This is a genomic window from uncultured Thiodictyon sp. (assembly GCF_903828115.1).
Classification (GTDB): Bacteria; Pseudomonadota; Gammaproteobacteria; order Chromatiales; family Chromatiaceae; genus Thiodictyon.
The window spans coordinates 1-20,999 of record NZ_CAIKKU010000190.1 but is presented as its reverse complement, the minus strand read 5'-3'; the positions used below and the strand labels follow the sequence as shown (position 1 = coordinate 20,999).

Here is a 20,999-nt window from a genome sequence, read left to right as displayed (position 1 = left end):
GCTCCGACCACCCTCCCGGCACCTGCCCGGGCATCCCGTTGCCACCCCTGGTCAGGGCCAACCCACCCCGCAACAGTCAACGCCAGCGCCCACCGGCGCCGGCATCGCCCGCTGTCAGGCGGCGGCAGGGTTATGCTTCAGGGCTGGTGCGGTGATGTCTTCCTTGACCGCGACGAATTTGACGATGTCGCCGCGATCGTCACGCACCGGGGAGATGGTGGCGGCCTCCCAATACAGGGAGGTGTCGCGGCGGCGGTTGCACAATTCCCCCTTCCACACCCGCCCGGCCGAGATGGCCCGCCACAGGGCCTGATAGAAGGTTGGGTCTTGCGCGCCGGACTTCAGGACCCGCGGGTTGCGACCCAATACCTCGTCCTCGCGATAGCCGGTGACTTCGCAGAAGCGGGGGTTGACATACTCGATGGTGCCGTCGGTATCGGTGATGATCACGGAGACGGGGCTCTGCTGCACGGCGCGCTGAAACTGGCGCAGGCGTACGCGGGAGGGTGCCGTGGTCGTGGGCACGCCGGCCCGGCCACCCCCGCGATCGGGCAAGGCCACGCCGATGAGTGCGCGCAGACCCAGGACCCCCGCCAAGGCGCCGTCGCGGTGCACCACCGCCAGGGTGCGGACCTGGCGGGACTGGAACAGGGCACGGGCCTCGGGAAGGGAGGCACCGGTGGCGATGGTGGCGAGGGCGGGCACCTTATCCGGTTGATCGATCAGCCTGGTGGTGACCAGATCTGCACCCTCGTGCAAGCGGGCCAGCAGACTGCCTTCGGTGACGATGACGAGTGGCTGCGACCCGTGCGTAAGGACGGCGCAATCGCTTGGCGCGGTCGCAACGGCCGCCAGGACTTGAGCCAGGGTCGCATCAGGACCCAGCCTGGTGGGGTTCGGGTCCATGACATCGGCAACCGTCAGGGCGCCGATCAATTGGGCCGCGGACAGGTGCAGAAAGAAGTCGGTTTCGCTCACGATCCCGGCCGGGGTGCCGTCACGCCCGGTTACGACCAGATGCCGCAGGCCGGTGCGACGCATCCGCCCGTAGGCACTCGCGAGGCGGGTGTGCGCCGGAAGGTTCAGCACGGGATGGCTCATCAGGGCCGCCACCGGGGTCGCGAATGCGATTCCACGGGCGGCGGCCCTGATCAGGTCATGACCCGTGACGATGCCGGCCAAGGCGCCATCGTCGGTCACGAGGACGGAGCGGATCCGGCGTGTAGTCATCTGGTCCAGGGCGGCAGACAGGGGCGCGTCGGCGGCGATGGTCGCGACGTCCTGGGTGATGATGTCCTGAAGGCTGAGTGGTGGAAGTACCCTGTGCGGCTCAAAGCCGGTTTCTCCAGCCCGCCAGGGGCTTGGCTGCGCGGTGAAGGGGGTCAGTCTATGCGGCGTTGCGGCTTGATGCCACAGCGGACGCGCGGGGCGGTGCAGCAGGAAACGAGTGGGGGATGTTGCATGAGCGAAGGTGTCCGGCAGGGCCTGTCTGAGTTCAGCAGGAAACAAAAAAAAGAGAAGTTGTTGCGGCCACTGCCGCGGTACTAGGTTTGTACTAAATACTACTCTATATTACTAGAAGCGGGGCAGCGCTGAAAAAGCTCGGTGGCGCAATGTGTTAGAAGGTGTTTGTGAACGGTTCCGGGGGAAAAGGGACGGCGGTCCGTGGGAAGGTGGCCGCTCAAGCGTGGGAAAGAGGCCGGTCGAGACGGGGAAGATGGACGGTGGAGCGTGGGAAAAGGGACGGTAAGGCTGTGGATAAGGTGGCGGCGCGATGAGTCGGCGGGGCGCGCGGCGGGCGGTGTGGCGTTGGGCTCGGGGCCGGATCGGGGGCTGGCGGGGCGGCTTCAGAGCGGCTTAGGCGATTGAAAATAGAATGTTTATGTTGGTTTTTCGGGTGCCGCCGGGGGTTGCTGATGGTGAGTTTCCGTGGGAAAGAGGACGGGGCTGAAGGGGGGGCTGCGCGTGGTCGGGGTGGCCGCGGGTCGGGTCGGGAGAGGGGCCGGCTGGTACGGCGGGCTGGGGGGCTGGTGCAGGGGGCTCTGCCGGTTCTGAAAAGTTTGGGCAAGAAGGGGTTCTAAGTGTCCGATATCGCGGTGTGCACTGGGTTGGCTTCGTGGGAAAAGGGACGGAGACTGAGGACGACTTGGGCTCTGGCGGGACTGGCAAGCACAGGGGGACGGCATGCGGGCCAGGGCGGTGGCGGCGGTCGGTTTTGGTGGGAAACAGGGCGGTGGGGCAGCGGTTCGGGGCGCGGCGGTGCAGATCCAGTTGGGCGGGAGCCGGCTCGCCGGCCTGGCGCGGCGGCCCGCAGATGACCCGTGTAAGGCTTTGGGGGGGGTAATTCGCGCGTTCCGGGGGAAAGAGGACGGGGCGGTCAGGGGGCTGTAGCCAAGCCGGGAGTAGTGGGCTAAGGCATTGGGTAAGCGATGGAAAACAGTGATTCGGTGAATGTGTGGCGGCGGCTTGGGAGGGTTACGGGGTGACGGATGGGGAGCGATTGCGACGGCGACCGGTCAGCGGGTCGTGCAGGTCAAAGGGCGCTTCGTGGGAAAGAGGACGACGGTCGTCGTAGGTAAGCGCCGCGGTTGTTGAGGGCATTGAGAGGCCCTGGGTAGGCGTCGCTGGGGTGGTACCGGGCCGTAGCGGCGCGCGAGGGCTCGGCCGTGGACCGCGGAGCGTGGGAAACAGGACGGTGCTGCGGTAGCGGTGGGCGGCGGTGCGGTCCACTCTGCCGGGCGCAATCGGGCGGCGGCTTGGTTGGTTGCGTCGTTGCGTGGGAAACAGGACGGGGCCTGAACCTCGAAAGGGCCGTTCTCAGGCCAAGGCGCCAAGCTCGCCGAGGTGCTCCAGTACCTTATCTGCGTCGGCCATTCACCTGGCGGGGGATCTGGTGACGTTGCTTACCCGATGGTATTTCCGGGCGTCTTGGCGTGACCAACCGCGGGATTCAGGTGCCATGGATGGCCGGGCAGTTACTTGCGGCGAATAAAGGTCACCGCGAGCAGCCAGGGTGTGCGCCGACCGGTGCCGGTAATGGCGAAGCACTCGAGGAACTGAAGGGTGATGAGCTTCTGCAGCTGCGGGATGGCCTCGCGCTTGCGGTCGCGCAGTTCGCCGAAGGCGCCGATGCTGGCGAAAAACTCCGTCAGTGGGATCGAGAAGGTGCGGTTGCTGCGTTGGCTTGCGAGGGAGCGGTGCATGGCCTTGCCAAGGGGCGAAAGTTGGCGTCGGATGTCGAAGTCCAGGAAGGTGCGGTATTCCTCCAGCCACTGGGAGACCAAGGGGTGGAACTGAACATAGTAACAGGCGTCTTCGGCGGTGGCGACGTACTCGATGAAGATCAGTTGAATCGGTTTCCCATGGAAGGCGTCGCCGCCCTTGGGCTTCTGGAATTTCAGGGTGATCGCGGCGAGGTTTTCCATGCTCTCGCGGCGCTTGGTGATTGCCCGCCCGCCCCAGCCGCGCGGCGGTGTGTAGCCCTGAATCACGGATTCCAGTTGGGATACCAGGCAGTAGAGGGCGTGCACGCGCACTGGATTGCCCGGCGCCAGGCCACTGAGCGCGACGCTCGGCGGGGCCGGTATGGGTAGTCGGTCGGCAGGTCCGGTCATGCCCTGCTGGCGCATGTTCATCAACCCAAACAGGGTGTCTTCGTCGTAAACCGTCAGTGCCGGGCCGGCCTTGTAAACGCCGCCGCCGTCCCAGCGAGACTCCAGGGCGATCCAATCTGCCGCGGCGGCCAGTTCACGGGCGGTACTGCGTTGAACCGGGGGGAAGAGCGGCAGACGCGTCAAGGGTGTCGGGTACTCGGCTGAGGGGAAGAGTTCAAACTGCTCGATCCCGCGCTCACGCAGAAAGCGTTCGAGTCGGGCATTGGCCTCGGCGATTACCTTGGGTCCAGGTACGCCGGCATTGGTGCGACGCAACGCCTTGGTGCGGGGTGCGGGGCTGGTCGGCGCGGCGGCGGGCGCGTCGCGTTGCTGCTTGACCGCGCGCTCCCGGGCCTGGCGTTCCAGGCGTTCAAGGGTTCGCTTGAGGTCCCTGGGTGCGGCGTCTGGTTGGTCGTCTTGCATGGGGAGGCACGAAAAAACATCGATTTTCAGTCACCAAGATAGACATTGAACCATGGTTTCGTCAAGTCAGGATTGGCCAAATGCGAAGATAGTGTTGTAATTGGGCCAAATCGATCATCAGAGGAGACGAAAACAATGCGCGCCAAGCGTTCCATTGAAGACCTGTTGGGGCGGATCCAGGGGGTGCGGGACCGCCTCAAGGATTACAACCTGGCGCCGGATCATGTCAAGCGTGACACGCGCCTCTATGCGATGCGGGAGGCGGCGGAACTGATCGGCAGGAGCGACCAGACGATCCGTGATGCCGAGGCGGAGGGCAAACTCTCGACACCGGAAATCGGTCGCAACGGAAAGCGGATCGGCTATACCCTCGCCCAGATCAATGCTGCGCGCGAGGTTTTGGGTACGCGCCTGAGGCGAGGGGCGGACGAGGAGCCGGTCGTCATCGGGTGCCAGTCCTTCAAGGGTGGTTCCGGGAAGACCACGACGGCGGTGCATCTGACGCAATACCTGGCGCGGCAGGGTCTACGGGTATTGTTGGTGGATTGCGATCCGCAAGCCTCTGCCACGGCAATCTTCGGCTATGTGCCGGAGGCCGACCTGAGCCCGGATGAGACGCTCTTGCCGTTCCTGGAGGGGGACCGGGCCGATCTGGCATACGCGGTGAGACCAACCTACTTTGACGGTGTCTTTCTGGTGCCTTCCAATCTGCACCTGTATCGCTCGGAGTACACCCTGGCGGCGGGCACCGCGAAGTTGGATCGGCTCAAGGACGGCATCGACACGATTGCGGTGAATTTCGATGTGGTAGTGATCGACCCTCCCCCCTCGTTAGGCATGATCAGCCTGAACGCATTGTACGCGAGCAACGCGTTGATCATCCCGATGTCCCTTGGCCTGCTGGACTTCTACAGTACCGTTTCGTTCATCCAGATGCTCAACGAGACGCTGGACGTGATCGAGCGCCGCGTCGGCACGGTGCGATCGAAGTTCGTGAAGGTCCTGATGACGCGGGTCAATGAGGTAAAGCCCGTGCACGTCCAGTTGGCCGATCATCTGCAGGCGAGTTTCGGCACCTACCTGATGAAGGCGCGAATGCATGACTCAGCGGCTGTGGATAACGCGGGCGTCATGATGAGAACGGTCTACGAACTGGAGAAGACCGCGGCGAACCGCAAGACACTTCTGCGTGCGATGATGCTGTTTGATCTGGTGAACGCCGAAATCCTGACGCTGGTGCGGTCCACCTGGCCGAGCCACCACAAGGCGCTACGGGCACAGGGGTTGATGTAATCAGTTGGTGGGAGGAGATGACGATGGCAGCGAAAGGTTCGACCGGGGAGATGTTCAAGGCCCTTGCGAGGGGTACGCAAAGGGTGGAGGAGCCGGTTGATCCCGGCGGGTCGGCGCCGACGGGACAGACACCGCCAGCGGCACCACCGACAGGGATTCTCGCGGGGCGGGAAGGTGCGATCTGGGAGGTGTCATCCGGGAAGAAGATCACGCGGGTCGTGCGGCGCGTTAATCCTGATCGCTGTCGCATCTGGGTTCGGCACAACCGCCGCTATGACCTGCTCTCGCCGGAGTCCTGTGCGGATCTGATCGAGGGCTTCAGGCAGCAAGGCGGCCAGGAATTTCCGGCCGTGGTACGGCGGGTGACTGATGGCGGTCCCTATGAATACGAGGTCATTTCAGGTGCCCGCCGACATTGGACGGCGCGATTCCTCAAGTACGATTTTCTGATCGAGGAACGTGATCTCACCGATCTGGAGGCGTTTCGGCTGTCCGACATCGAGAACAGACACCGGGAGGATCTGAGCGACTACGAGCGGGCGGTGGATTATCTTCAGGCCTTGAACCTCTATTTTGACGGAAGTCAAAAGCAGATGGCGATGAACCTTGAGCGCTCCGAAGGGTGGCTGAGTCGATACCTCGACCTGGCGAGGCTGGACCCGATCATCGTGGATGCGGTGCGCGACGTGCGGGAGATGACCGTCAATCAGGCGCGCGTGATCAAGCCGCTGCTCAATGGCAAGACCCGTGGCCTGGTGATCGAGAGGGCGACAGAACTCGCCGCGTTGCCGGAGAAGCCGACGGCGGCAGACCTCTTTCGCGTCCTGACGAGCGCCGCGGCAGAACCGAAGGCAGCAAGGCCCAATGCGCCCCTTGAGACGGCGACAACCAAGGAGACGGGCAAGGTGTTCGCGGTCGCACGCCGTCACGGACGGGGCGGATTGATTATCCAGGTCGATGGCAATAGTGGGGCGGGAAAAGAGGAAGCAGTGGCCGCGGTGACGGCCATGATGGAGCGTTACTACGCGCCGTCAAAGTAGCGCAAGAGGCTTGAGCGGGCGAATTGTCAACTGACAATTCGCATATAACACAATGTAAAACAGAGAGTTTATCTCGCGTTGGCAAGGTTGCGCCGGGTCTGGCCAGGGCGCGGCAGCAGCGGCCCATTCCGCCATGCGCGAAGCCCCCGAACGCCCGGGTATAGCGTCGCCCCCGCCGACCCCCGCGATTGTTCGGTTTCAAGCGTCTTCAGTCCAGGCAACTGAATCAAGACATTTGCGCCTGATGGTACCAGGCCGAGCGTCGGCAGCCCGAAGACGGATCTCTTAAGGTGCGGATGCACCAAACGCTATCGCTTATTGTCAAGATGAACCTGCATATTGTCACGTGACAACTATCGCCGGGCGATCCCCTTGCCGCGTTGTCCTTGACTCAAGCGCGCGTCCTGCCCGGTACTCAGACTCAGCGCAACGAGCGGCCTTACCGCGCAGTTGTCACGTGGCAATAACAAGCCGCAGGGGTGATCTCTGGTGGCCGATTTCTTTTACCAACGCCGGTCCGGGAGGGCATACAATCGACCGGCAAAAGTGCCGGCCGGGCAAGCGGCGGGAACGCCGCCGCGCCGGTCCTGCCCCGGTCGCGGGAGTCGGTCGCGGGGCAGTGCCCCAACCTCGCGCAAGTGAGCAGCGTTTGCCCACGGCGGATGACCATCGAGTAACCCAAACGAGAGAACACCTATGTCGGAGAATACCCATGTCGGAGAACTCTAAGCGGGCGGGCGCGGGCGGCCACCTGGGCGCCGCCGCCATGGCACGATTCGGGGCGGGGGTTTCCCGCGCCGATTTTTGGATCTTTGTGATCCTCTTGGTGCTTGCGATCGGCGGCTCTGCCGTGTCTCAAGCAGAGGACACCGGTGGACGCTATTACTGGTCGGTCCTGGTGTTGGTCTATGCGGCCGCCAGTATCGGCCGGAGCTGGTTGGAGGCGAAAGGGCAGGGCGGCCCGGTGTGGGACATGATCCGCTCCCAGGTCCTGCACTGGCTGGGTGCGCTGGCGGCGATCCAGATCGTCCTCTTCTTTGAGTTTGGGGGTGTCACCGACCGGGGCGCGGCCGCGGATTACTCGCTGCTGATGCTTGCCTTAAGTACCTACCTGGCCGGGGTGCACTTCAATTGGACCTTCCTGCTCTTAGGCTGCATCCTGGCGGCGACGGCCGTCGGTCTCGGTTTTCTGGATCAATTCTCGATCTATCTCGTGACCATCCCGCTGGCCGTCCTGGCGCTGTGGATCGTCTATAAGCGCAAGTTTGGTTAGATCCGTCGGGCGATCGGACGCGACGGGGAAGGGCGGCTGGAGCCGCGACGCTGCCCGGCCGGCCGCTCGCCCCGTTGCCCGGGAGTAGGGTTACATGAATGCCGTGCCGGCCGGGGTTGTCCGTGTGCCCTGGAACCGCCTCCTCATCTGGGGACTGTTGGCGCTCGCCGTCTTTGGGCTGCGCGATGTCTTCTTCATCGCCTTCCTCACCTTTCTGCTGTCGTACCTGATCCGGTCCATCGTGGTCGCCCTCGCGCGCCGGCTGTGCTTGGGGACCGAGCGGGCGGGCTTGGAGCGCCGGCTGACGCTTGCGACGAGAAGCAGCGCTTGAGGGATCAACTCCTGCGCGGCGGGGCCGCGAGTGGCCGCTTCGAGGGCTGGTTCCTGCGGGTCAAGGCGCCGGGTCTGGTGGCCGCGCAACGCTCGGCCGATCTCGCCTGGCGCCAAGCCGCGCAACCGCCCGGCGTGGCGGCCGTCCCGCCCGCCGTGATCGACCGCGAATTGGGTGCGCTCGCCCTGGCCCTCTATGCCTTGTTGGGCATCGCCGTCATTCACGCCATCGAGGCCACGGTGTTGTCGCCCAGGATCGTCGGCAAGATCCTCCATCTGCACCCGGTGCTGGTCATGGTCGTCCTGATTCTCAGCGAGCACCTGGCGGGCATCTGGTCCCCGTGCCCTAAAGTCGGTCGGCGGCCACGCGGGCCGTCACAGCACATGGTCCCAAACTTTTTGTATCACGACGATCAGAAAGGCGGTCGAGCACCCGAACATGAGCAGGCCGTTGATGGCCATCAGGGGTCCCAGGAGACGCCAGGGTGAGGCCAGCACGACATCCCCGTAACCTAGTCCGGTGATCGATGCGGCCGAAAAATAGATGGCCTCCGTCAGATTCGCCGACAGGCGTTGGTGCCAAAGAAAGAGGCCCCAGGCCACCGCCTCCATGAAGTGCAGGCCGAACAGGACGGCGAAGCAAACGAAAATGATGACCTTGGCCGCCAGCGCTTGGCCGAGGTGCTGGCTAAGCCAGGGGTCCGCGCCCAGTATCCACCTGGCGGCCTCGAAGATCACCAGGATGTGGAGGCCGAACTGGGCCACGGCGAGCAGGAAGGCAAGGCTGAAGTCGCGGCGCACCAGGTGCTCGGGCGGCGTGCCCGCGACGGGCCGACCCACCATCAGCGTCGCCCACCGAAGCGGCCGCCGAAGCCCCCGCCGCCGAAGCGGGCGCCGACGTTGCCGCTGAACAGGTCGCCGCCGTCCAGCCGGTCGCCGCCGACGCCGTCCCCGAGCCCCTCGGTGCCGACCCGCGGCACGCCCAATCCGCCGGCGCCGAAGCCGTCGTCGCCCACACTGTCCTCACCGCGGGTGCGCGCCTGTTGTTCCCGGTCCGCCCAGCCCGTGTCAATGGTCGGCTCCTGCCAGCCATCGGTGCCGCGCTGTTGCCAGCCGTCATCGGTGTGGCGGTAGACGGTGCCGTCCGACCCCGCGTAGAGGCTGTCGCCAACTCGAACGCTGTCCACACTGTCGACCGCTCCGGTGTGGGCGTTGTCGAAAGCGGTCTGGTGGACGGTGGCGGTCGCGCCTGAGGGTCCCTGGATCGTTGCCGTATCCCGGGAAATGGAATCGCCGCCCGGGCCGGTGGCGGTCTCCCGTGCGGCATCGGATTGGATGCCGGTCACAGGGTTGTAGCGCGCCCCCGCGGCGACCGCTCCGGTGGCGCCGTCGGCCGTGTCGAAGGTCCGCCCGTAGCCGCCCTGGACGGCGCCGGTCGCCAGGTCGACGCTGCGTCCGGCCGCATAACCGCCGGTGGTCCCGGTGCCCAGGTCGACATAGTCCCCGCGGGCGCCGGTGCCCACGGCAGCGCCCGCGCCGTCGTACCAGGTGCGGGTGCCGGCGGCCACCGTGTCGCCCCAATGGCCGTAAACCTTGGTGCCGGTGCCGAGACAGCAGCCGCGGCCCGCGACCCCGGGCCGATAGTCGGCCCCGCCCCAGTAGGCGTCGGCCGCCGCCTCGGTCGCAAGCCCCTGACCGAAGCCATAGCCATAGCCGAGCCGCGGGTCATAGAACGGTTCGGCGGCCAGACCGAAGGTCTCGGGCGCCGCATACCAGTCGTCACCGACCCAGGGCTGGTAATCGTAGCCGGTGCCGTAGACGACCACGTCGTCGGTGGTCGCGACCGTTCCCAGGTAACCCGGGGTGTAGCCGTCGTAGACGACCTCCGGGGTCGACCCATACACCCGCGCATAGGTGATGTAGTGCAGGGGGGAGGAGGGCGGGATGCCGTAGACCGCGCTCGGGACCGAATCGGCGACCGCCCAAGGGCCATCTAGGGTGGCGGATTCAAACCAGACGCCGGCCTGCAGGGCGTAGTAGGTCGCGCCGCCGACCCGCACGATGGGGGTCTCGGAGTTCACCACGTACTCCAGGTCCGTGCCCGCGAGCAGACTCACGGTGGCAGGGCCGTCAAACACGGGTTTGAAGGTCGGCCCACCCCGGCGCCGCACGGCGGCGGTCTGGGGGATGGCGTTGGCGATCAGGGCCTCGCGCGCCTGGGGCGTTCCGGCCACCGTGGCGAGTACCACGCCGGCCGGCGAGTTGACGGGGATTTGTTTGAAGTCCGTGGGTAGGGCGGTGCTCGCCACAAAGGACCAAGGCCCTTGCAAGTCGGCGGCGCGATACCAGCGCCCGGCCAGCAGGGCGTAATAGCTGTTGTCACTGGTGTCGACGATGACCTGCGCGCTGGCGTTGGCCGCCCACTTAAGCCCGGTGCCGGCGATCGGCACCAGCTTGGGCTGGCCCTTGAAGACGATCAGTTCGGCCGGGGTTTCGGTGACATAGACATCCGGGATGCCCGCTGCCAGCAACTGCATGGTCGGGATGCTGGGGCGGCCGTTCAGCAGGTCGGCCTGACCGGCGGCGGCGAGCCGGCTGGCGATGTCGTCCATGCCGGCCGGGGTGATGGGCGCATGGGTCCAGGGTCCGGCCAGGGACTGGGCGCTGACCCAGCCGTCGAGCAGGTGCAGATAGTAGGGGCCGTCGGCGCCCTCGGTCAGGATGACCGCCCGGGTGTTGATGACCCGCTGGAACTTCGTGTCCGGGATGCCCTTCAGCACCGGTTGGCCCTGGATCGGGATCAGGATGGCCGGCTCGAAGCTCGGGATGATCCGCGGCACGGGATTCTTGACCGCCACCCCCGCGGCCGGCTGGATCGGGGTCGCGGCGAGCGCGGCCTCGAAACGGTTCAATGGGATCACCCGGACCTGGGCGCCGAATTGCCGGGCCACCGCGGGCGCCAGTGAGCCGGCCAGCGCGGGCACGGTAGGGAAGTCGGCCTTGGTGACCTTGAGTCCCTGCAAGACCAGCAGCCGCTGCACCCGGTCCACCTGGGTCTGGGCCTGCGCCTCGATCACGCCGAAGGCCTCGTCGCCTTGGCCCAGCGGCAGCACCGCCACCGCGGCGCGCAGCACCAATTGATTGCCGCTCCAACTGACTATCTGGGGTTGATAGACCAACAGGGTTCGATCATCGACCTGGATCTTCCGGGGCCAGGGATCGGCGGGGCGGGGCGGGGGTGCGAGGACCTGGGGCGGGGCGGTCGCGGCCAGGGTAGCCGTGGTGGTCAGGCTTGGAGCGGGGGCGGGGGCAGGCGCAGGAGCGGCGCTGGGGGCGAGCGCAGGGGGCGGGCCGGTAACGACGGTGGTGACGCCGGTCGGCGCGGTGCCCGCCGCCGGGGCGCTTGGCGCGGGGTTTCCCACCAGCAGCTGGTGGCCCACACCGATCTGCGTCGAGGTCAGGCCGTTGCGCTGTTGGATCTGGGCAATCGGGGTGCCGAAGCGCGCCGCGATCGACCCCAGGGTATCGCCGCCGACCACCGTATAGACTCCGGAGGCGTAATCGAATGGACCCCGGGCGTGGGCCCCGGGTCCGCTATCTGTCGCCCAGGCGGGGCCGAGACAAAGGGCGGAAAACAGGAATAAGGGGAGGGCGCGGGGCTGCATGTTCGGCGACTCCAAGTCAGGTGGTTCAAGCGTGCAATTCGGTGTGATGATATTGGCAACAGCGCCTAGCTTAGCGCTGTGCCGGGTGCGGTGCACCGTCCTGGGTCCTTTACCGTGAAAGGCAGGCCAGGATCCGGTGGGTCGCGAGTTCGGCAAAACCCTCGGAGCCGAGTTGCATCGGTCCGTCCAGGAGGGCCTGGCCCGCCATCGGGTTATGCCCGCCGTCGCGGGCGGGTTCGCCTGGCAGGTCCCGGGCACGGGGCTGACCCTGGCCGGCTATGTCCATCAGTCGGGCGACCTCACGGTGTTGGAGTTGGAGCCGCTGGCGGGCGATGATCCCGAGGGGGCGGCGGACCCGGCGCCCGCCATGGCCGAGCTGCATTGGGTGCGCGCGGAGTCGGGGCTGGAGGCGAAGGCCCAGTCTGCTGTTGCAGCAGTTCCCCGGCTTCGACCGGGTGATGGTCTACCGCTTCGACGCCGACTGGCATGGGGAGGTTATCGCCGAGTCTCGCGGCCTGCCCCAGGAGTCCTATCTCGGCCTGCACTATCCGGCCTCGGACATCCCGGCCCAGGCGCGTCGGCTCTTGGTGCCCTCTGGGGCCTGATCGCCTGCCACCACGGTCAGCCCCGGCGGCTGGGGCGGGGGCTGCGGGAACTGCTGGGCTGGATGGTGCAGGACCTGGCCACCCAGCATGTGCCGACGGCGGCGGACCTGGCGCCGACCGCGGCCGGGTTGGCCCTCTTCCCCCTGTCGGGGCCCCCGCTCGTCAAACTGATGTGGTTTCGTGGCGAGCAGGTGCGCCGGGTGGCCTGGGCCGGCAATCCGGAGAAGGCGACGACCCTGGCCCCCGACGGTCGGCTCGGTCCGCGCAAGTCGTTCGCGGCCTGGATCGAGACCATGCGCCAGCGCAGCCTGCCCTGGACCGCGGAGGAGGTGGAATCCGCCAGACACCTGACGGCCCTGGTGGACATCGAGCTGCACAAGACGGTCGAGGACGTCCTGCGTGCCAGTCTGGCCGATGTCCAGCGTCTCGAAGAGGCCCTGCGCGACCAGGCCCTGCGTGATCCGCTGACCGGACTCTTCAAACCGCCGCTATCTGGACGCGACCCTGCCGCGTGAGATTGAACGCCGTGGGCGCTGTGATGAGCCCCTGGCAGTCGCCGTGCTGGATCTCGACGGGTTCGAGGCGTTCAACGACACTCACGGACTCGCGGCCGGGGACCTGGCACTGCGCGCGATTGGCGGTCTGTTGCTCCGCTCACATCGCCTGCCATTCCGGGGGCGGGGAGTTCACCCTGCTGCTGCCGAATGCCACCCTGGAGTACGCCCGCGGCCGGCTCGAAAGGCTCCGCCAGGCGCTTGCGGTGTTGCCTCTGCGTGGCGGCGGCGAGGAACTCCCGCCCCTCTCGGCGTCGCCTTGGCGGGGGGCGAGGACCGGGCCGCCACGGCCGCGGCGCTCCTGGCCCGGGCGGACGCGGCCCTGAATCAGGCCAAGGTGCAGGGGCGCAATCGGGTGGTTGTCGCGCACTAGGGCACGGTGCCCCGGGTGGGGCAACGCATTCGCGCTAACGCCGGACCGGCCGGGCACCGGCCTGCACTACCGAGCAATAGGATTGTGGCACTACTAATAGGGCGCTTGGACTGCCAATACGACCAACTGTATTAGTAGGACTCGCCGCGGGGAAGCGCGTCGCGGCTCGCGGTCGGCACGCGCGGCCTTGGGCGCCAGATCCCGAGAGTGAAACAGATTCAGACCCCAGTCGTCAAACGGGGCTGCAACCGGATGGCGAGTCGTGCTAGCCTTAGCGAGGGCCGATGTCAGGTCCGCGGTTCACCCTATTGTAGAGGTATTTTATGCAGACGAATCGTTACGGCTTTCTCCGGCGCATTTTGCATTGGGTCGGGGCCTTGTCGGTCCTCGGTCTTCTCGCTGTCGGCATGTTGTTCTTTTTCTTCGGTGTCGAAGGTACTCAAAAGCTGTTCGGGCCCGACCTTCTGAAGTACCACAAGAGTTTCGGCGTCGTGGTGCTGATCGTGGGGGTGCTGGTCCTCTTCATGCGTCGCAGTAGCGGCATCCCGCCCTACGATCCGCCGCTGACCTTCCTGCTGCGGTGGCCGAGCAAGTTGGTCCATTGGCTCATGATCCTGGCGCTGATCGCCATGCCGATCCTCGGTTGGCTCGGTACCGCCGCCGCCGGCCATGAGGTTCAGTTCTTCAACTGGACCCTGCCCGGCATCATCGGCAAGAACGACGTCTGGGCCAAGACGCTCTTCCAGTACCACCTCCTGGTGGGTTGGGTGCTCATGGGCCTGGTTGGTGTGCATCTCCTGGGGGCCTTTGTGCACGGGAAGGTCGCGCACGACAATATCAACTCGCGGATGAGTCTGCTGTAAGGGGTCAGGTTGGACCCTCGGGTCGAGACCCGAGGTCCGACCTGGGGGGGCGCTGCCTGAGTCGGCGTCTCCCCGCGTTCCTGGCGACTGCTGCGGAGGGCAGCCGGGATGATCTACCCTCCCCGATGTCCCGGTGCTGGGCTTAAACTCCCCCCTCGGATTGACCAAACAGGCACGGAACGTGCGATATTGCTGGTCCTGAAGACTGACGCCCCGATGCCAGATCAGCACTCAACGGCAACGTTTTTTTTCGGCGTATCTGAGTTAAGAACAGGTCCAGAAAGGGGGCGGCGCTGCCTGGTGGGCCGCGTCGCTCACAGATCGGCCCGGCTGTCGATCCGGTCCTGCGCGACGTCGCGTAGTATCGCCTTGATCAGCTCCCGGCAGTCGTCTTCACGATCAAATGACTTGCCGCGCCGCGCCGCGCCGAAGAAGCGTGCCAAGTCACGCTGTTGTTGCGTGCTCAGGGACTCGGTGAAGCCCTTGGACGGGATCTCCTTGTCCGGTACCCGGTCGGGCGCTGCCTCATCGGCCGCCTGGCGGCCGTGCGCCCAGTTCATGGCCCGGGCGCTGTAGAGGATGATCCGATCGAGCAGTATGAACGGGAACTTGGGGTTGGTCACCGGACCCACGGTGAAGCGCTGGGTGCCGGCCGCCTGTTCGATATCGAGCTTGGCCAGGGCATTACCCCCCATGAATCCCAGCAGGCCCCCGGCGGCAGCCCCGAGAAAGGCCGCCGCACCCAGGGAACTCCCGGCGGTGGCCAGATCGATGGTAGCCCCGGAGGCAGCCCCCGCGGCGATCCCGGCCAGGGCGAGTTGGCCGCGGGAGATCCCCAGTGACCTGCTGACCTCCTCGGACAGCAGGTCCTGGTCCAGGATCGAACCCGGGGCCAGGTTCCAGACGTTGTGCCGGAAGTTGGCGCGGATCTGTTCCTGGGCCCTGACCTCCAGGGCCCGCAGGCCATCCCCAAAGGCGGCCATCACGGCGTCTTTGGCCCGCTCCTGGCCGCTCTTGAAGACCAGCTTGTTGTTCTTGAAGCTCTCGCTGTAGCGAAAGGAGAGGCTCTCACGCAAGAGGTCCAAGATGGTGGTGGCGGCCTGGTCGATGCGCCGCTCCCAGTCCCGCGCGAAGGCGTCGATGGTCTGCTCCAGGCGGGGCTCCCAGCGCTGGTCGATGCTTTTGAGTGCGCTCAAGAGCTTGAGGCGCTCGGCGTAGGTGGCGCGATGGGCATTGAACTCACGTACCGAGTTGAAGGCCTTGCTCAAGGCGTCCTGCCACTGTTCCATGTAACGGGGTTGCTTGGTCAGGTTGTTCAGGATCGCCATGCGCGGGCGGGCGGTCAGGCGCAGGAGTTCGATCTCGATGCGGTCTTTCTCCTTGATGCGCTTGGAGCCGTCCACGACCAGGATGATACCGGCCCCGGCCCCGACCGGTTCCAGCAGGGCGCAGTCGTGGGCAAACAGCGGATCGGCGCGATGGGCCAGGACAAAGGCCCCGGCGAGGTCCGACTGGGCGCTATGGGCCTGGAACCACTCCAGGATCGCGCTGGGGTTCTGGAAGCCCGGCGTGTCGATGAACTCGATGACCGTTTGGCCGTCGATGATGACCGGATAGACATCGGATTCGGTGGTGGTACCGGCCCGTTGGTCGATGGCGATGCGGTCGTTTTCGGTGAGGGTCGCGACCACGGAGGACTTACCCGCGTTGGGGTGTCCCATAATCGCCAGGCGTGGGATCTCAAGCGCCATCAGGCATCTCCGTCATCGCCCCCGGGGGCCAGCATGTCCAGCCGCAGATAGGGGTCACCCAACTGGGCGATCTTGCGCTGCCAATCGGTGAAGTCGAAGGCGCGCACCGGCGGCAGGGGGTCGTCGTCCTGGGGGTCGCCGACCAGGGCCAGCAGCACCTGCGCCTGGGTGCCGGCGGCGGCGCGCAACTCGCGCAGGAAGCGCAGGTTCTCGGTGATCGGCGGCTGGGAGCCGTCCATGATGACCGCGACCCGTGCCGGCGGGGCCTGCCAGCGTTGGCCCTCGACCCAGTTCACCACCCCGGCGGTCATGGCGCTGCCCGAACCAAAGGACGCGGACGCGGCGACCCGCCAGCCGGTGAGGGTTCCGACCAGCTCCGCCACGCGATGGCGCTGCGCGCTTTCAATCACTTCGTCCACATCGAGTTGCACCAGCACCAGGCAGGCGTCGGCGGCGATGCCGCCCGACACCTCGGTCCCACGGGGTTCCAGCGGCGCTGCCGTGGGCGTGGGTGCGGGCTCAACCGCAGGTTCCGGTTCGGGCTCCGGTGTCGGTGGTGCCGCTCGTTCGGGTCGGTGTGCCGGCTCCTCCGGGCTCGGTTGCGGCTCCAGCGCCGCCGCCGACTGCGGCGCCAGTCCCGCGATGGGCTGGGGCGCCGGCTCCCGGTCGGGTTGGGTCTGCGGCTTGCGCTCGGGTTCCCGGATTGCGGCCGGTTCGGGGGTGGGTGGAGGTGCCGGCAGCGGCCTTGGGCGGTCCGTAACCGGCGCGGGGGTGCTCTGCGGTGCCGCAACCTTGGGCCCCGGCACCGCCACCTGGTCGGTCGGGCGTGGGGGCATCGGGGGCGTCGGGGGGCGGGTTGGGGGGGCGGCGATCGGCCGTGCCAGTGGACCCTGGTGCGTGACGGGTGCCGGGATCGGCATCGCGGTTCCATGCCCGCTGCCGTGGGTGGCCGTCTCGACCGTGGGGGTCAGCAGGCGGGCATAGAGGGCCTGGGTGCGGCCCTGGGTGAAGGGCAGCCGCTCCAGCAGGTGCCGCTGGGTCAGAAGCGAGGCGCCAAGCAGCAGGAGTCGCGGCAGGAGGCCGTAGGTGCAGACCGCCAGGACCAGGAACCAGCGCCAGGAGCGCAGATGGCCGGCGTCGAGCAGGGACAGCGGGTCTTTGAGCAGGATGCGGGAGCCCGCGACCTGCTCCAGCGACGGATAGCCGATCCCCTCACCGAACAGCCAGCCCCAAGGCGTGGCAACGAAGCGGGCCAAGTCATGGATGAACTGTGGGCTTAAGTCCAGCGCGGTCTGCCAGCCGAAGGCCAGGTCCGTGAACCACTCCAACCCGATCGTCGTCAGGATCACGCCCAGGTTGAAGGCGACGCCGAAGACCTGCGCCGGGATCAGCATCGGCAGGAAGGAGACGGGTCCGTAGAGTGCGAATTGGGAGCGCAGGCGTCCGACCTGGGTCGCGGTGCGGTCGTTGACCTCCTGGCGAGTGGCGGGGAGATGCTGGCGCAGCAGCCAGTGGCTCACCCGGGTCACCAGGGGCCGGATCAGGCGTCCGAGCAGGCTCAGATCCCGGACCGCTTGGCCCACCGGCCGGGCGCGGCGCACCAGCCAGGCGACCGAGGCCCCCCCCACCAACAGAAATTGGACGAAAACCAACACAAAGAGATAGAGGGCAACATTGATCGGGCGATGACCGTCGTAGCTCAGCAGGGCGGAGGCCGCGCCGACGCCGATCAGGAACCCGAGCACCGCCAGCCCGAGCGCGGTGAGTCGCTGCGCCTGGGCGAAGGTGCGCCCGGGCAGCACCAGACGCCGTTCCGGGCGTTCCGCGGCGCGGCGCTCGCGCAGCCAGTGCCGCAGGCTCAGGCGCCGATGCAGGGTCGTATGGGGCAGGGTGGTGGCGACCGCCGGGGCGATCCGGTCTAGATAAAGGGTGCGGTCGCGTTCCGTCAGTGCGTTGCGGGCCGCGGTCCCTTCGTGCAGCAGTTGCTCGTCGGCGCCCAGGAAATATTCCAGGTCGATGAGGTCAGCGACCGTCCAGCGATCGGTCTCCCGGGCGTCGTCGTCTTCAGGAGGGTCGGTGTGACCGATTTTCATGGCGGTGATGTCGCACTCTTTAAGGTTCGGGTGCGGCCAACGGCCGCGTCGCAGCGGTTACCAGATGACTCGCGGCATGCGAAACGGCAGCAAGGCCCGGACCCACCCCGAGGAGAAACGATCCAGGCTCAGGCTCTCATGGAAATGCATTGACTGGGTGGCGGGGAAACGTCTATTTTACATGATCAACTCGGGCGTCAATGAAGATTTCACTATTCCGATTGGCCGAATGAACGGAGACCCTGACGAGGTGCCGGTGGTGCTAGACTTCGGGCAAAGGCGGCGTGGGCGCGAGGTAAGGCCACGGCCAAGTACCGCGTGGGGGCAGTTTCTGATGGTGCTTGCAGGGTAAAGATGCGGGAGCCCGCGGCGGTGTGGGTGCCGTAACTGATTCGCCGGGCGATCACCCAATGACTGAGGGCGCGTTCGACCTCGTTGTCGATGGGGACGCGGGAGCGATTACCGGACGAGAAGCGGTGTACGGCAGCAGGTGCCGAGCCCGATCCGGGGGGGTGAACTTCAGGCGGATGCTGAGCGAATCAACCGCCTTCCTCTTGTCGATCGCTATAAGAACCAAAACAATACGACACCCTATCAACCAGATAGTTGCAATTGTTCGGTCAGATAAACTATTAGTATTGAAGTACTTAGCAGGCAGGGTACGGGGAACACGATCACCACGACTCAGAAACCCGAGCCGTGGCGACTGACCGCTAAAGGCCGCCTGTTACTTGGCGACAGGCGCCGGGGCAACCACGGCGACGGGAGCATGAAGCTTCGCGACGGAATCCTTGAAGCCATAGCCGGGCAGGGAGAGGGCATAGCTGTGGACCATCCACATCTGGACCATCAGCACGATAAACCACGGCACCATCCAATTGGCCGGATTGATCACGGTCCAGATCTTCCAGTCGTCTTCCGGATGCTCGATCTTGACGATGGTTTCATCGGCCAGCAGATACGGAACTTTCATTTAAATACCTCGTTAGTGTAAGATTTGGATCAGAGCAGAGAGGAGCGGATCAGAACCAGGGCTGATAGGCCCAGGTCACCAAGTGGACCGCGGATGCGATCATCACCCAACTCCACACGCCATGCTTCCAATGCTCATGAAACTCCTTCGCCTGCTCGTTGGTCAGACCCGAGATGTTGCCAGAATTCATTTTCGTAACCTCTTAAGAACGTTTGGATGATGTGCGATCCCGCCCGTGAGGGTGAAGAATCACTTACTAGACCGCGGCGCTTGGACCCGCGGTCGCGAACCGGGACTGGACCCCGGGGGCGAGCTTTACTGAGCGACAGGCGCCGGTGCGACCACCGCGACGGGTGCATGAAGCTTCGCGGCGTGATCCTTGAAGCCATAGCCGGGTAGGGACAGGGCATAGCTGTGGACCAGCCACATCTGGACCATCAGCACGATGAACCACGGCACCATCCAGTTGGCCGGATTGATCACGGTCCAGACCTTCCAGTCGTCTTCCGGGTGCTCGATCTTGACGCTTTCATCGGCCAGCAGATAAGGGACTTTCATTTAAATTACCTTAGTTTACGTTTAAGCCTGGGCGAGGCCGAATCAGAACCAGGGCTGATAAGCCCAGGTTACCAGGTGGACCGCGGATGCAATCATCACCCAGCTCCACACACCATGCTTCCAGTGCTCATGAAACTCCTTCGCCTGCTCGTTGGTCAGACCCGAGATGTTGCCAGAATTCATTCTCGTAACCTCACATCGTGTTGTTAAAACCAGTGTCCCTTTGCCGGTGGCGGGGACACGCTGCATAGATCACTGGATCGTGGCGCTTCACTTCCGCTTGTCGCGTTTCTAACTTCCAGAGCCCCAACGATCTCGGCACTAGTTTAACCCGTCGGCCGACCGTGTCAAGACTAACTGACATTTATTTGTGTCAGGGCCAGTTTACATAAGGCGGACTGCAAGACAATATCGCCGCGGATACAACCAAGCGGACGGGTGACGGCCGACCTCGAGCCGGGCAGGGCTGAGGAATCCCTTGGGGCCTGTCAAGGGTCAGGAGCCCGGCACGGTCCGTAGTCCGGCGGAGCCTGGGGCCGGAGCGACGGCCGACGAGTCGCCGACGCGCGAACAATCATTCCGATCGCGCCGCGGACACGCGTGCGTCGCAGAGCAACCGGGTTGCGGGGAAGCGACTCACCTAGAACCAGGGTTGATACGCCCAGGTCACCAGATGAACGGCCGCGGCGATCATCACCCAGCTCCAGACGCCATGCTTCCAGTGCTCGTGAAATTCTCTCGCCTGCGCGTCGGTGAGGCCCGACAGGTTCGCGGTCTTCTGCCCAGTGGACTTCGCTGCTCCACCAACGAGGCCCGCCTGGTTCGGGGTCTTCTGCTCAGCGGGCTTTGATGGCCCGCCGACCGGGGCCGCCTGGTTCGCGGTTTTCTGCTCAGCGGGCTTCGCTGGTCCGCCAGCGAGGCCCGGCGATTTGGGCGTTTTCCACACAGCCATTTAATTTACTACCTCTATCAGGGTTTAGACGAAGCCACATTTCAAGGCGCGCCCCGGGTGTTGGTGCCGCACAGCAGCGATTCGGAGAGTCGCCCAGGGCGACGCTGATCGGTCACCGCGTAGCCGTAGCTAGTGTAGCTTGACATAGCTTCGTGTCAAGGAGCATTGACAGCGAGGCATTTGCACTGTTAAGCAAACCGCCGGCAACCGTTGTCTGCATGGTCGCGGTTGACCACGACATGTGGGCGCGGCGCAACTGGCTCCGAATCAAATTTATTTGACTGGGCAGGGGAAAGCGTCTATTTTTGCCGATTCACTCGAGCGTCAGTCACCAACGACATGCCGACGCTGAAACGGCACACCAGAGGGATTAGTATGGACCCGATGCAGTATATCGAACCGGCCGTGGTCCCCGGCGGGTGGGTCGCGGGCTGGCATCGCCGCTGGCTCGACCTGCGCAATCGGCTCCTGGCGTCCTCGCGCTTCCAGCGCTGGGTGGCCGGGTTCCCGCTGACCCGGCCGCTCGCCCGGCGCCGGGCGCGACACCTGTTCGACCTGTGCGCGGGGTTCGTCTACTCGCAGATCCTCTTTGCCTGTATC

The 20,999-nt window shown here is 65.6% G+C and carries 20 protein-coding genes and 2 pseudogenes; 10 read left to right on the top strand and 12 right to left on the bottom strand.

Going from position 1 to position 20,999, the window contains the following annotated elements; genetic code table 11:
• Positions 1–114: 114 nt before the first annotated feature.
• Both QZY48_RS06980 and QZY48_RS06975 read right to left on the bottom strand, forming a co-directional pair.
• A complete protein-coding gene (locus QZY48_RS06980; RefSeq protein ID WP_295429429.1) occupies positions 115–1,509 on the bottom strand; it encodes a CBS domain-containing protein in 1,395 nt (464 codons plus the stop codon).
• Positions 1,510–2,975: 1,466 nt separating this feature from the next.
• Positions 2,976–4,076 (bottom strand): hypothetical protein, encoded by a 1,101-nt coding sequence (locus tag QZY48_RS06975; RefSeq protein WP_295429426.1) that lies wholly within the window; start codon positions 4,074–4,076, stop codon positions 2,976–2,978.
• 135 nt (positions 4,077–4,211) lie between these two features.
• Here QZY48_RS06975 and QZY48_RS06970 point away from each other — a divergent pair, with 135 nt between their 5' ends.
• The 5 genes from QZY48_RS06970 to QZY48_RS06950 all read left to right on the top strand — a co-directional run bounded on the left by QZY48_RS06970 (position 4,212) and on the right by QZY48_RS06950 (position 8,501).
• Positions 4,212–5,369 carry an AAA family ATPase gene (locus QZY48_RS06970; RefSeq protein WP_295429422.1) on the top strand — a complete coding sequence of 386 codons (1,158 nt, stop codon included), beginning with the start codon at positions 4,212–4,214 and terminating at the stop codon, positions 5,367–5,369.
• Between the two features lie 23 nt (positions 5,370–5,392).
• Positions 5,393–6,409, top strand: a complete 1,017-nt coding sequence (locus QZY48_RS06965; protein WP_295429420.1) for a ParB/RepB/Spo0J family partition protein — start codon at positions 5,393–5,395, stop codon at positions 6,407–6,409.
• Between the two features lie 712 nt (positions 6,410–7,121).
• The gene (locus tag QZY48_RS06960) at positions 7,122–7,682 is read left to right on the top strand and encodes a hypothetical protein (RefSeq protein WP_295429417.1); all 561 of its coding nucleotides are present in this window, start codon (positions 7,122–7,124) and stop codon (positions 7,680–7,682) included.
• Between the two features lie 94 nt (positions 7,683–7,776).
• On the top strand, positions 7,777–8,013 hold the full coding sequence (locus tag QZY48_RS06955; RefSeq protein ID WP_295429414.1) for a hypothetical protein: 237 nt from the start codon (positions 7,777–7,779) through the stop codon (positions 8,011–8,013).
• On the top strand, positions 8,010–8,501 hold the full coding sequence (locus QZY48_RS06950) for an AI-2E family transporter (protein ID WP_295429412.1): 492 nt from the start codon (positions 8,010–8,012) through the stop codon (positions 8,499–8,501). Before QZY48_RS06955 ends, QZY48_RS06950 begins: the two co-directional genes overlap by 4 nt.
• On the opposite strand, the gene QZY48_RS06945 is transcribed toward QZY48_RS06950, so the two are convergent.
• The 3 genes from QZY48_RS06945 to QZY48_RS06935 all read right to left on the bottom strand — a co-directional run bounded on the left by QZY48_RS06945 (position 8,388) and on the right by QZY48_RS06935 (position 12,059).
• Positions 8,388–8,855, bottom strand: a complete 468-nt coding sequence (locus QZY48_RS06945; protein WP_295429411.1) for an ion channel — start codon at positions 8,853–8,855, stop codon at positions 8,388–8,390. The genes QZY48_RS06950 and QZY48_RS06945 overlap by 114 nt on opposite strands.
• Entirely contained in the window at positions 8,855–11,677 is a 2,823-nt protein-coding gene (locus QZY48_RS06940) for a LysM peptidoglycan-binding domain-containing protein (protein WP_295429410.1), read from the bottom strand. Before QZY48_RS06940 ends, QZY48_RS06945 begins: the two co-directional genes overlap by 1 nt.
• A gap of 109 nt (positions 11,678–11,786) precedes the next feature.
• Entirely contained in the window at positions 11,787–12,059 is a 273-nt protein-coding gene (locus QZY48_RS06935) for a hypothetical protein (RefSeq protein ID WP_295429409.1), read from the bottom strand.
• Positions 12,060–12,105: 46 nt separating this feature from the next.
• Here QZY48_RS06935 and QZY48_RS06930 point away from each other — a divergent pair, with 46 nt between their 5' ends.
• From QZY48_RS06930 to QZY48_RS06920, 4 genes and pseudogenes are all read left to right on the top strand, one after another.
• A complete protein-coding gene (locus tag QZY48_RS06930; RefSeq protein WP_295429407.1) occupies positions 12,106–12,282 on the top strand; it encodes a hypothetical protein in 177 nt (58 codons plus the stop codon).
• A 62-nt stretch (positions 12,283–12,344) separates the two neighbouring features.
• Entirely contained in the window at positions 12,345–12,797 is a 453-nt protein-coding gene (locus QZY48_RS06925) for a hypothetical protein (protein ID WP_295429406.1), read from the top strand.
• Positions 12,775–12,885 (top strand): annotated as a pseudogene (locus tag QZY48_RS34640) (diguanylate cyclase response regulator); the annotation flags it as partial. The gene QZY48_RS06925 and the pseudogene QZY48_RS34640, both read left to right, overlap by 23 nt.
• Before the next feature lie 647 nt (positions 12,886–13,532).
• A complete protein-coding gene (locus QZY48_RS06920; protein WP_295429405.1) occupies positions 13,533–14,072 on the top strand; it encodes a cytochrome b/b6 domain-containing protein in 540 nt (179 codons plus the stop codon).
• A 314-nt stretch (positions 14,073–14,386) separates the two neighbouring features.
• Here the strand turns inward: QZY48_RS06920 and QZY48_RS06915 are convergent, their stop codons facing one another.
• The 7 genes from QZY48_RS06915 to QZY48_RS06885 all read right to left on the bottom strand — a co-directional run bounded on the left by QZY48_RS06915 (position 14,387) and on the right by QZY48_RS06885 (position 20,213).
• The gene (locus tag QZY48_RS06915; protein ID WP_295429403.1) at positions 14,387–15,823 is read right to left on the bottom strand and encodes a GTPase/DUF3482 domain-containing protein; all 1,437 of its coding nucleotides are present in this window, start codon (positions 15,821–15,823) and stop codon (positions 14,387–14,389) included.
• Positions 15,823–17,916 (bottom strand): DUF2868 domain-containing protein, encoded by a 2,094-nt coding sequence (locus QZY48_RS06910; protein ID WP_295429402.1) that lies wholly within the window; start codon positions 17,914–17,916, stop codon positions 15,823–15,825. Before QZY48_RS06910 ends, QZY48_RS06915 begins: the two co-directional genes overlap by 1 nt.
• Before the next feature lie 727 nt (positions 17,917–18,643).
• Positions 18,644–18,889: a light-harvesting antenna LH1, alpha subunit gene (gene pufA / locus QZY48_RS06905; protein ID WP_295429400.1), complete on the bottom strand. Its 246-nt coding sequence runs from the start codon at positions 18,887–18,889 to the stop codon at positions 18,644–18,646.
• Between the two features lie 49 nt (positions 18,890–18,938).
• The gene (pufB, locus tag QZY48_RS06900; protein WP_020507020.1) at positions 18,939–19,079 is read right to left on the bottom strand and encodes a light-harvesting antenna LH1, beta subunit; all 141 of its coding nucleotides are present in this window, start codon (positions 19,077–19,079) and stop codon (positions 18,939–18,941) included.
• A 125-nt stretch (positions 19,080–19,204) separates the two neighbouring features.
• Positions 19,205–19,447 carry a light-harvesting antenna LH1, alpha subunit gene (pufA, locus tag QZY48_RS06895; protein WP_100922987.1) on the bottom strand — a complete coding sequence of 81 codons (243 nt, stop codon included), beginning with the start codon at positions 19,445–19,447 and terminating at the stop codon, positions 19,205–19,207.
• Between the two features lie 42 nt (positions 19,448–19,489).
• On the bottom strand, positions 19,490–19,630 hold the full coding sequence (gene pufB, locus QZY48_RS06890; protein ID WP_020507020.1) for a light-harvesting antenna LH1, beta subunit: 141 nt from the start codon (positions 19,628–19,630) through the stop codon (positions 19,490–19,492).
• A gap of 457 nt (positions 19,631–20,087) precedes the next feature.
• Positions 20,088–20,213, bottom strand: a complete 126-nt coding sequence (locus QZY48_RS06885) for a light-harvesting protein (RefSeq protein ID WP_100923310.1) — start codon at positions 20,211–20,213, stop codon at positions 20,088–20,090.
• Between the two features lie 570 nt (positions 20,214–20,783).
• Here QZY48_RS06885 and QZY48_RS06880 point away from each other — a divergent pair.
• A pseudogene (locus QZY48_RS06880) lies at positions 20,784–20,999 on the top strand (methyltransferase); the annotation flags it as partial.

Excerpts from the sequence above, each read along its gene's own strand:
- QZY48_RS06960 (WP_295429417.1), top strand. The coding sequence starts at position 7,122 with ATGTCGGAGAACTCTAAGCGGGCGGGCGCGGGCGGCCACCTGGGCGCC.
- pufB (WP_020507020.1), bottom strand. The coding sequence starts at position 19,630 with ATGAATTCTGGCAACATCTCGGGTCTGACCAACGAGCAGGCGAAGGAG.
- QZY48_RS06975 (WP_295429426.1), bottom strand. The coding sequence starts at position 4,076 with ATGCAAGACGACCAACCAGACGCCGCACCCAGGGACCTCAAGCGAACC.
- QZY48_RS06945 (WP_295429411.1), bottom strand. The coding sequence starts at position 8,855 with ATGGTGGGTCGGCCCGTCGCGGGCACGCCGCCCGAGCACCTGGTGCGC.
- QZY48_RS06910 (WP_295429402.1), bottom strand. The coding sequence starts at position 17,916 with ATGAAAATCGGTCACACCGACCCTCCTGAAGACGACGACGCCCGGGAG.
- QZY48_RS06970 (WP_295429422.1), top strand. The coding sequence starts at position 4,212 with ATGCGCGCCAAGCGTTCCATTGAAGACCTGTTGGGGCGGATCCAGGGG.
- QZY48_RS06935 (WP_295429409.1), bottom strand. The coding sequence starts at position 12,059 with ATGCAGCTCGGCCATGGCGGGCGCCGGGTCCGCCGCCCCCTCGGGATC.
- pufA (WP_100922987.1), bottom strand. The coding sequence starts at position 19,447 with ATGAAAGTCCCTTATCTGCTGGCCGATGAAAGCGTCAAGATCGAGCAC.
- pufB (WP_020507020.1), bottom strand. The coding sequence starts at position 19,079 with ATGAATTCTGGCAACATCTCGGGTCTGACCAACGAGCAGGCGAAGGAG.
- QZY48_RS06920 (WP_295429405.1), top strand. The coding sequence starts at position 13,533 with ATGCAGACGAATCGTTACGGCTTTCTCCGGCGCATTTTGCATTGGGTC.
- QZY48_RS06965 (WP_295429420.1), top strand. The coding sequence starts at position 5,393 with ATGGCAGCGAAAGGTTCGACCGGGGAGATGTTCAAGGCCCTTGCGAGG.
- QZY48_RS06915 (WP_295429403.1), bottom strand. The coding sequence starts at position 15,823 with ATGGCGCTTGAGATCCCACGCCTGGCGATTATGGGACACCCCAACGCG.
- pufA (WP_295429400.1), bottom strand. The coding sequence starts at position 18,889 with ATGAAAGTTCCGTATCTGCTGGCCGATGAAACCATCGTCAAGATCGAG.
- QZY48_RS06940 (WP_295429410.1), bottom strand. The coding sequence starts at position 11,677 with ATGCAGCCCCGCGCCCTCCCCTTATTCCTGTTTTCCGCCCTTTGTCTC.
- QZY48_RS06955 (WP_295429414.1), top strand. The coding sequence starts at position 7,777 with ATGAATGCCGTGCCGGCCGGGGTTGTCCGTGTGCCCTGGAACCGCCTC.
- QZY48_RS06925 (WP_295429406.1), top strand. The coding sequence starts at position 12,345 with ATGGTGCAGGACCTGGCCACCCAGCATGTGCCGACGGCGGCGGACCTG.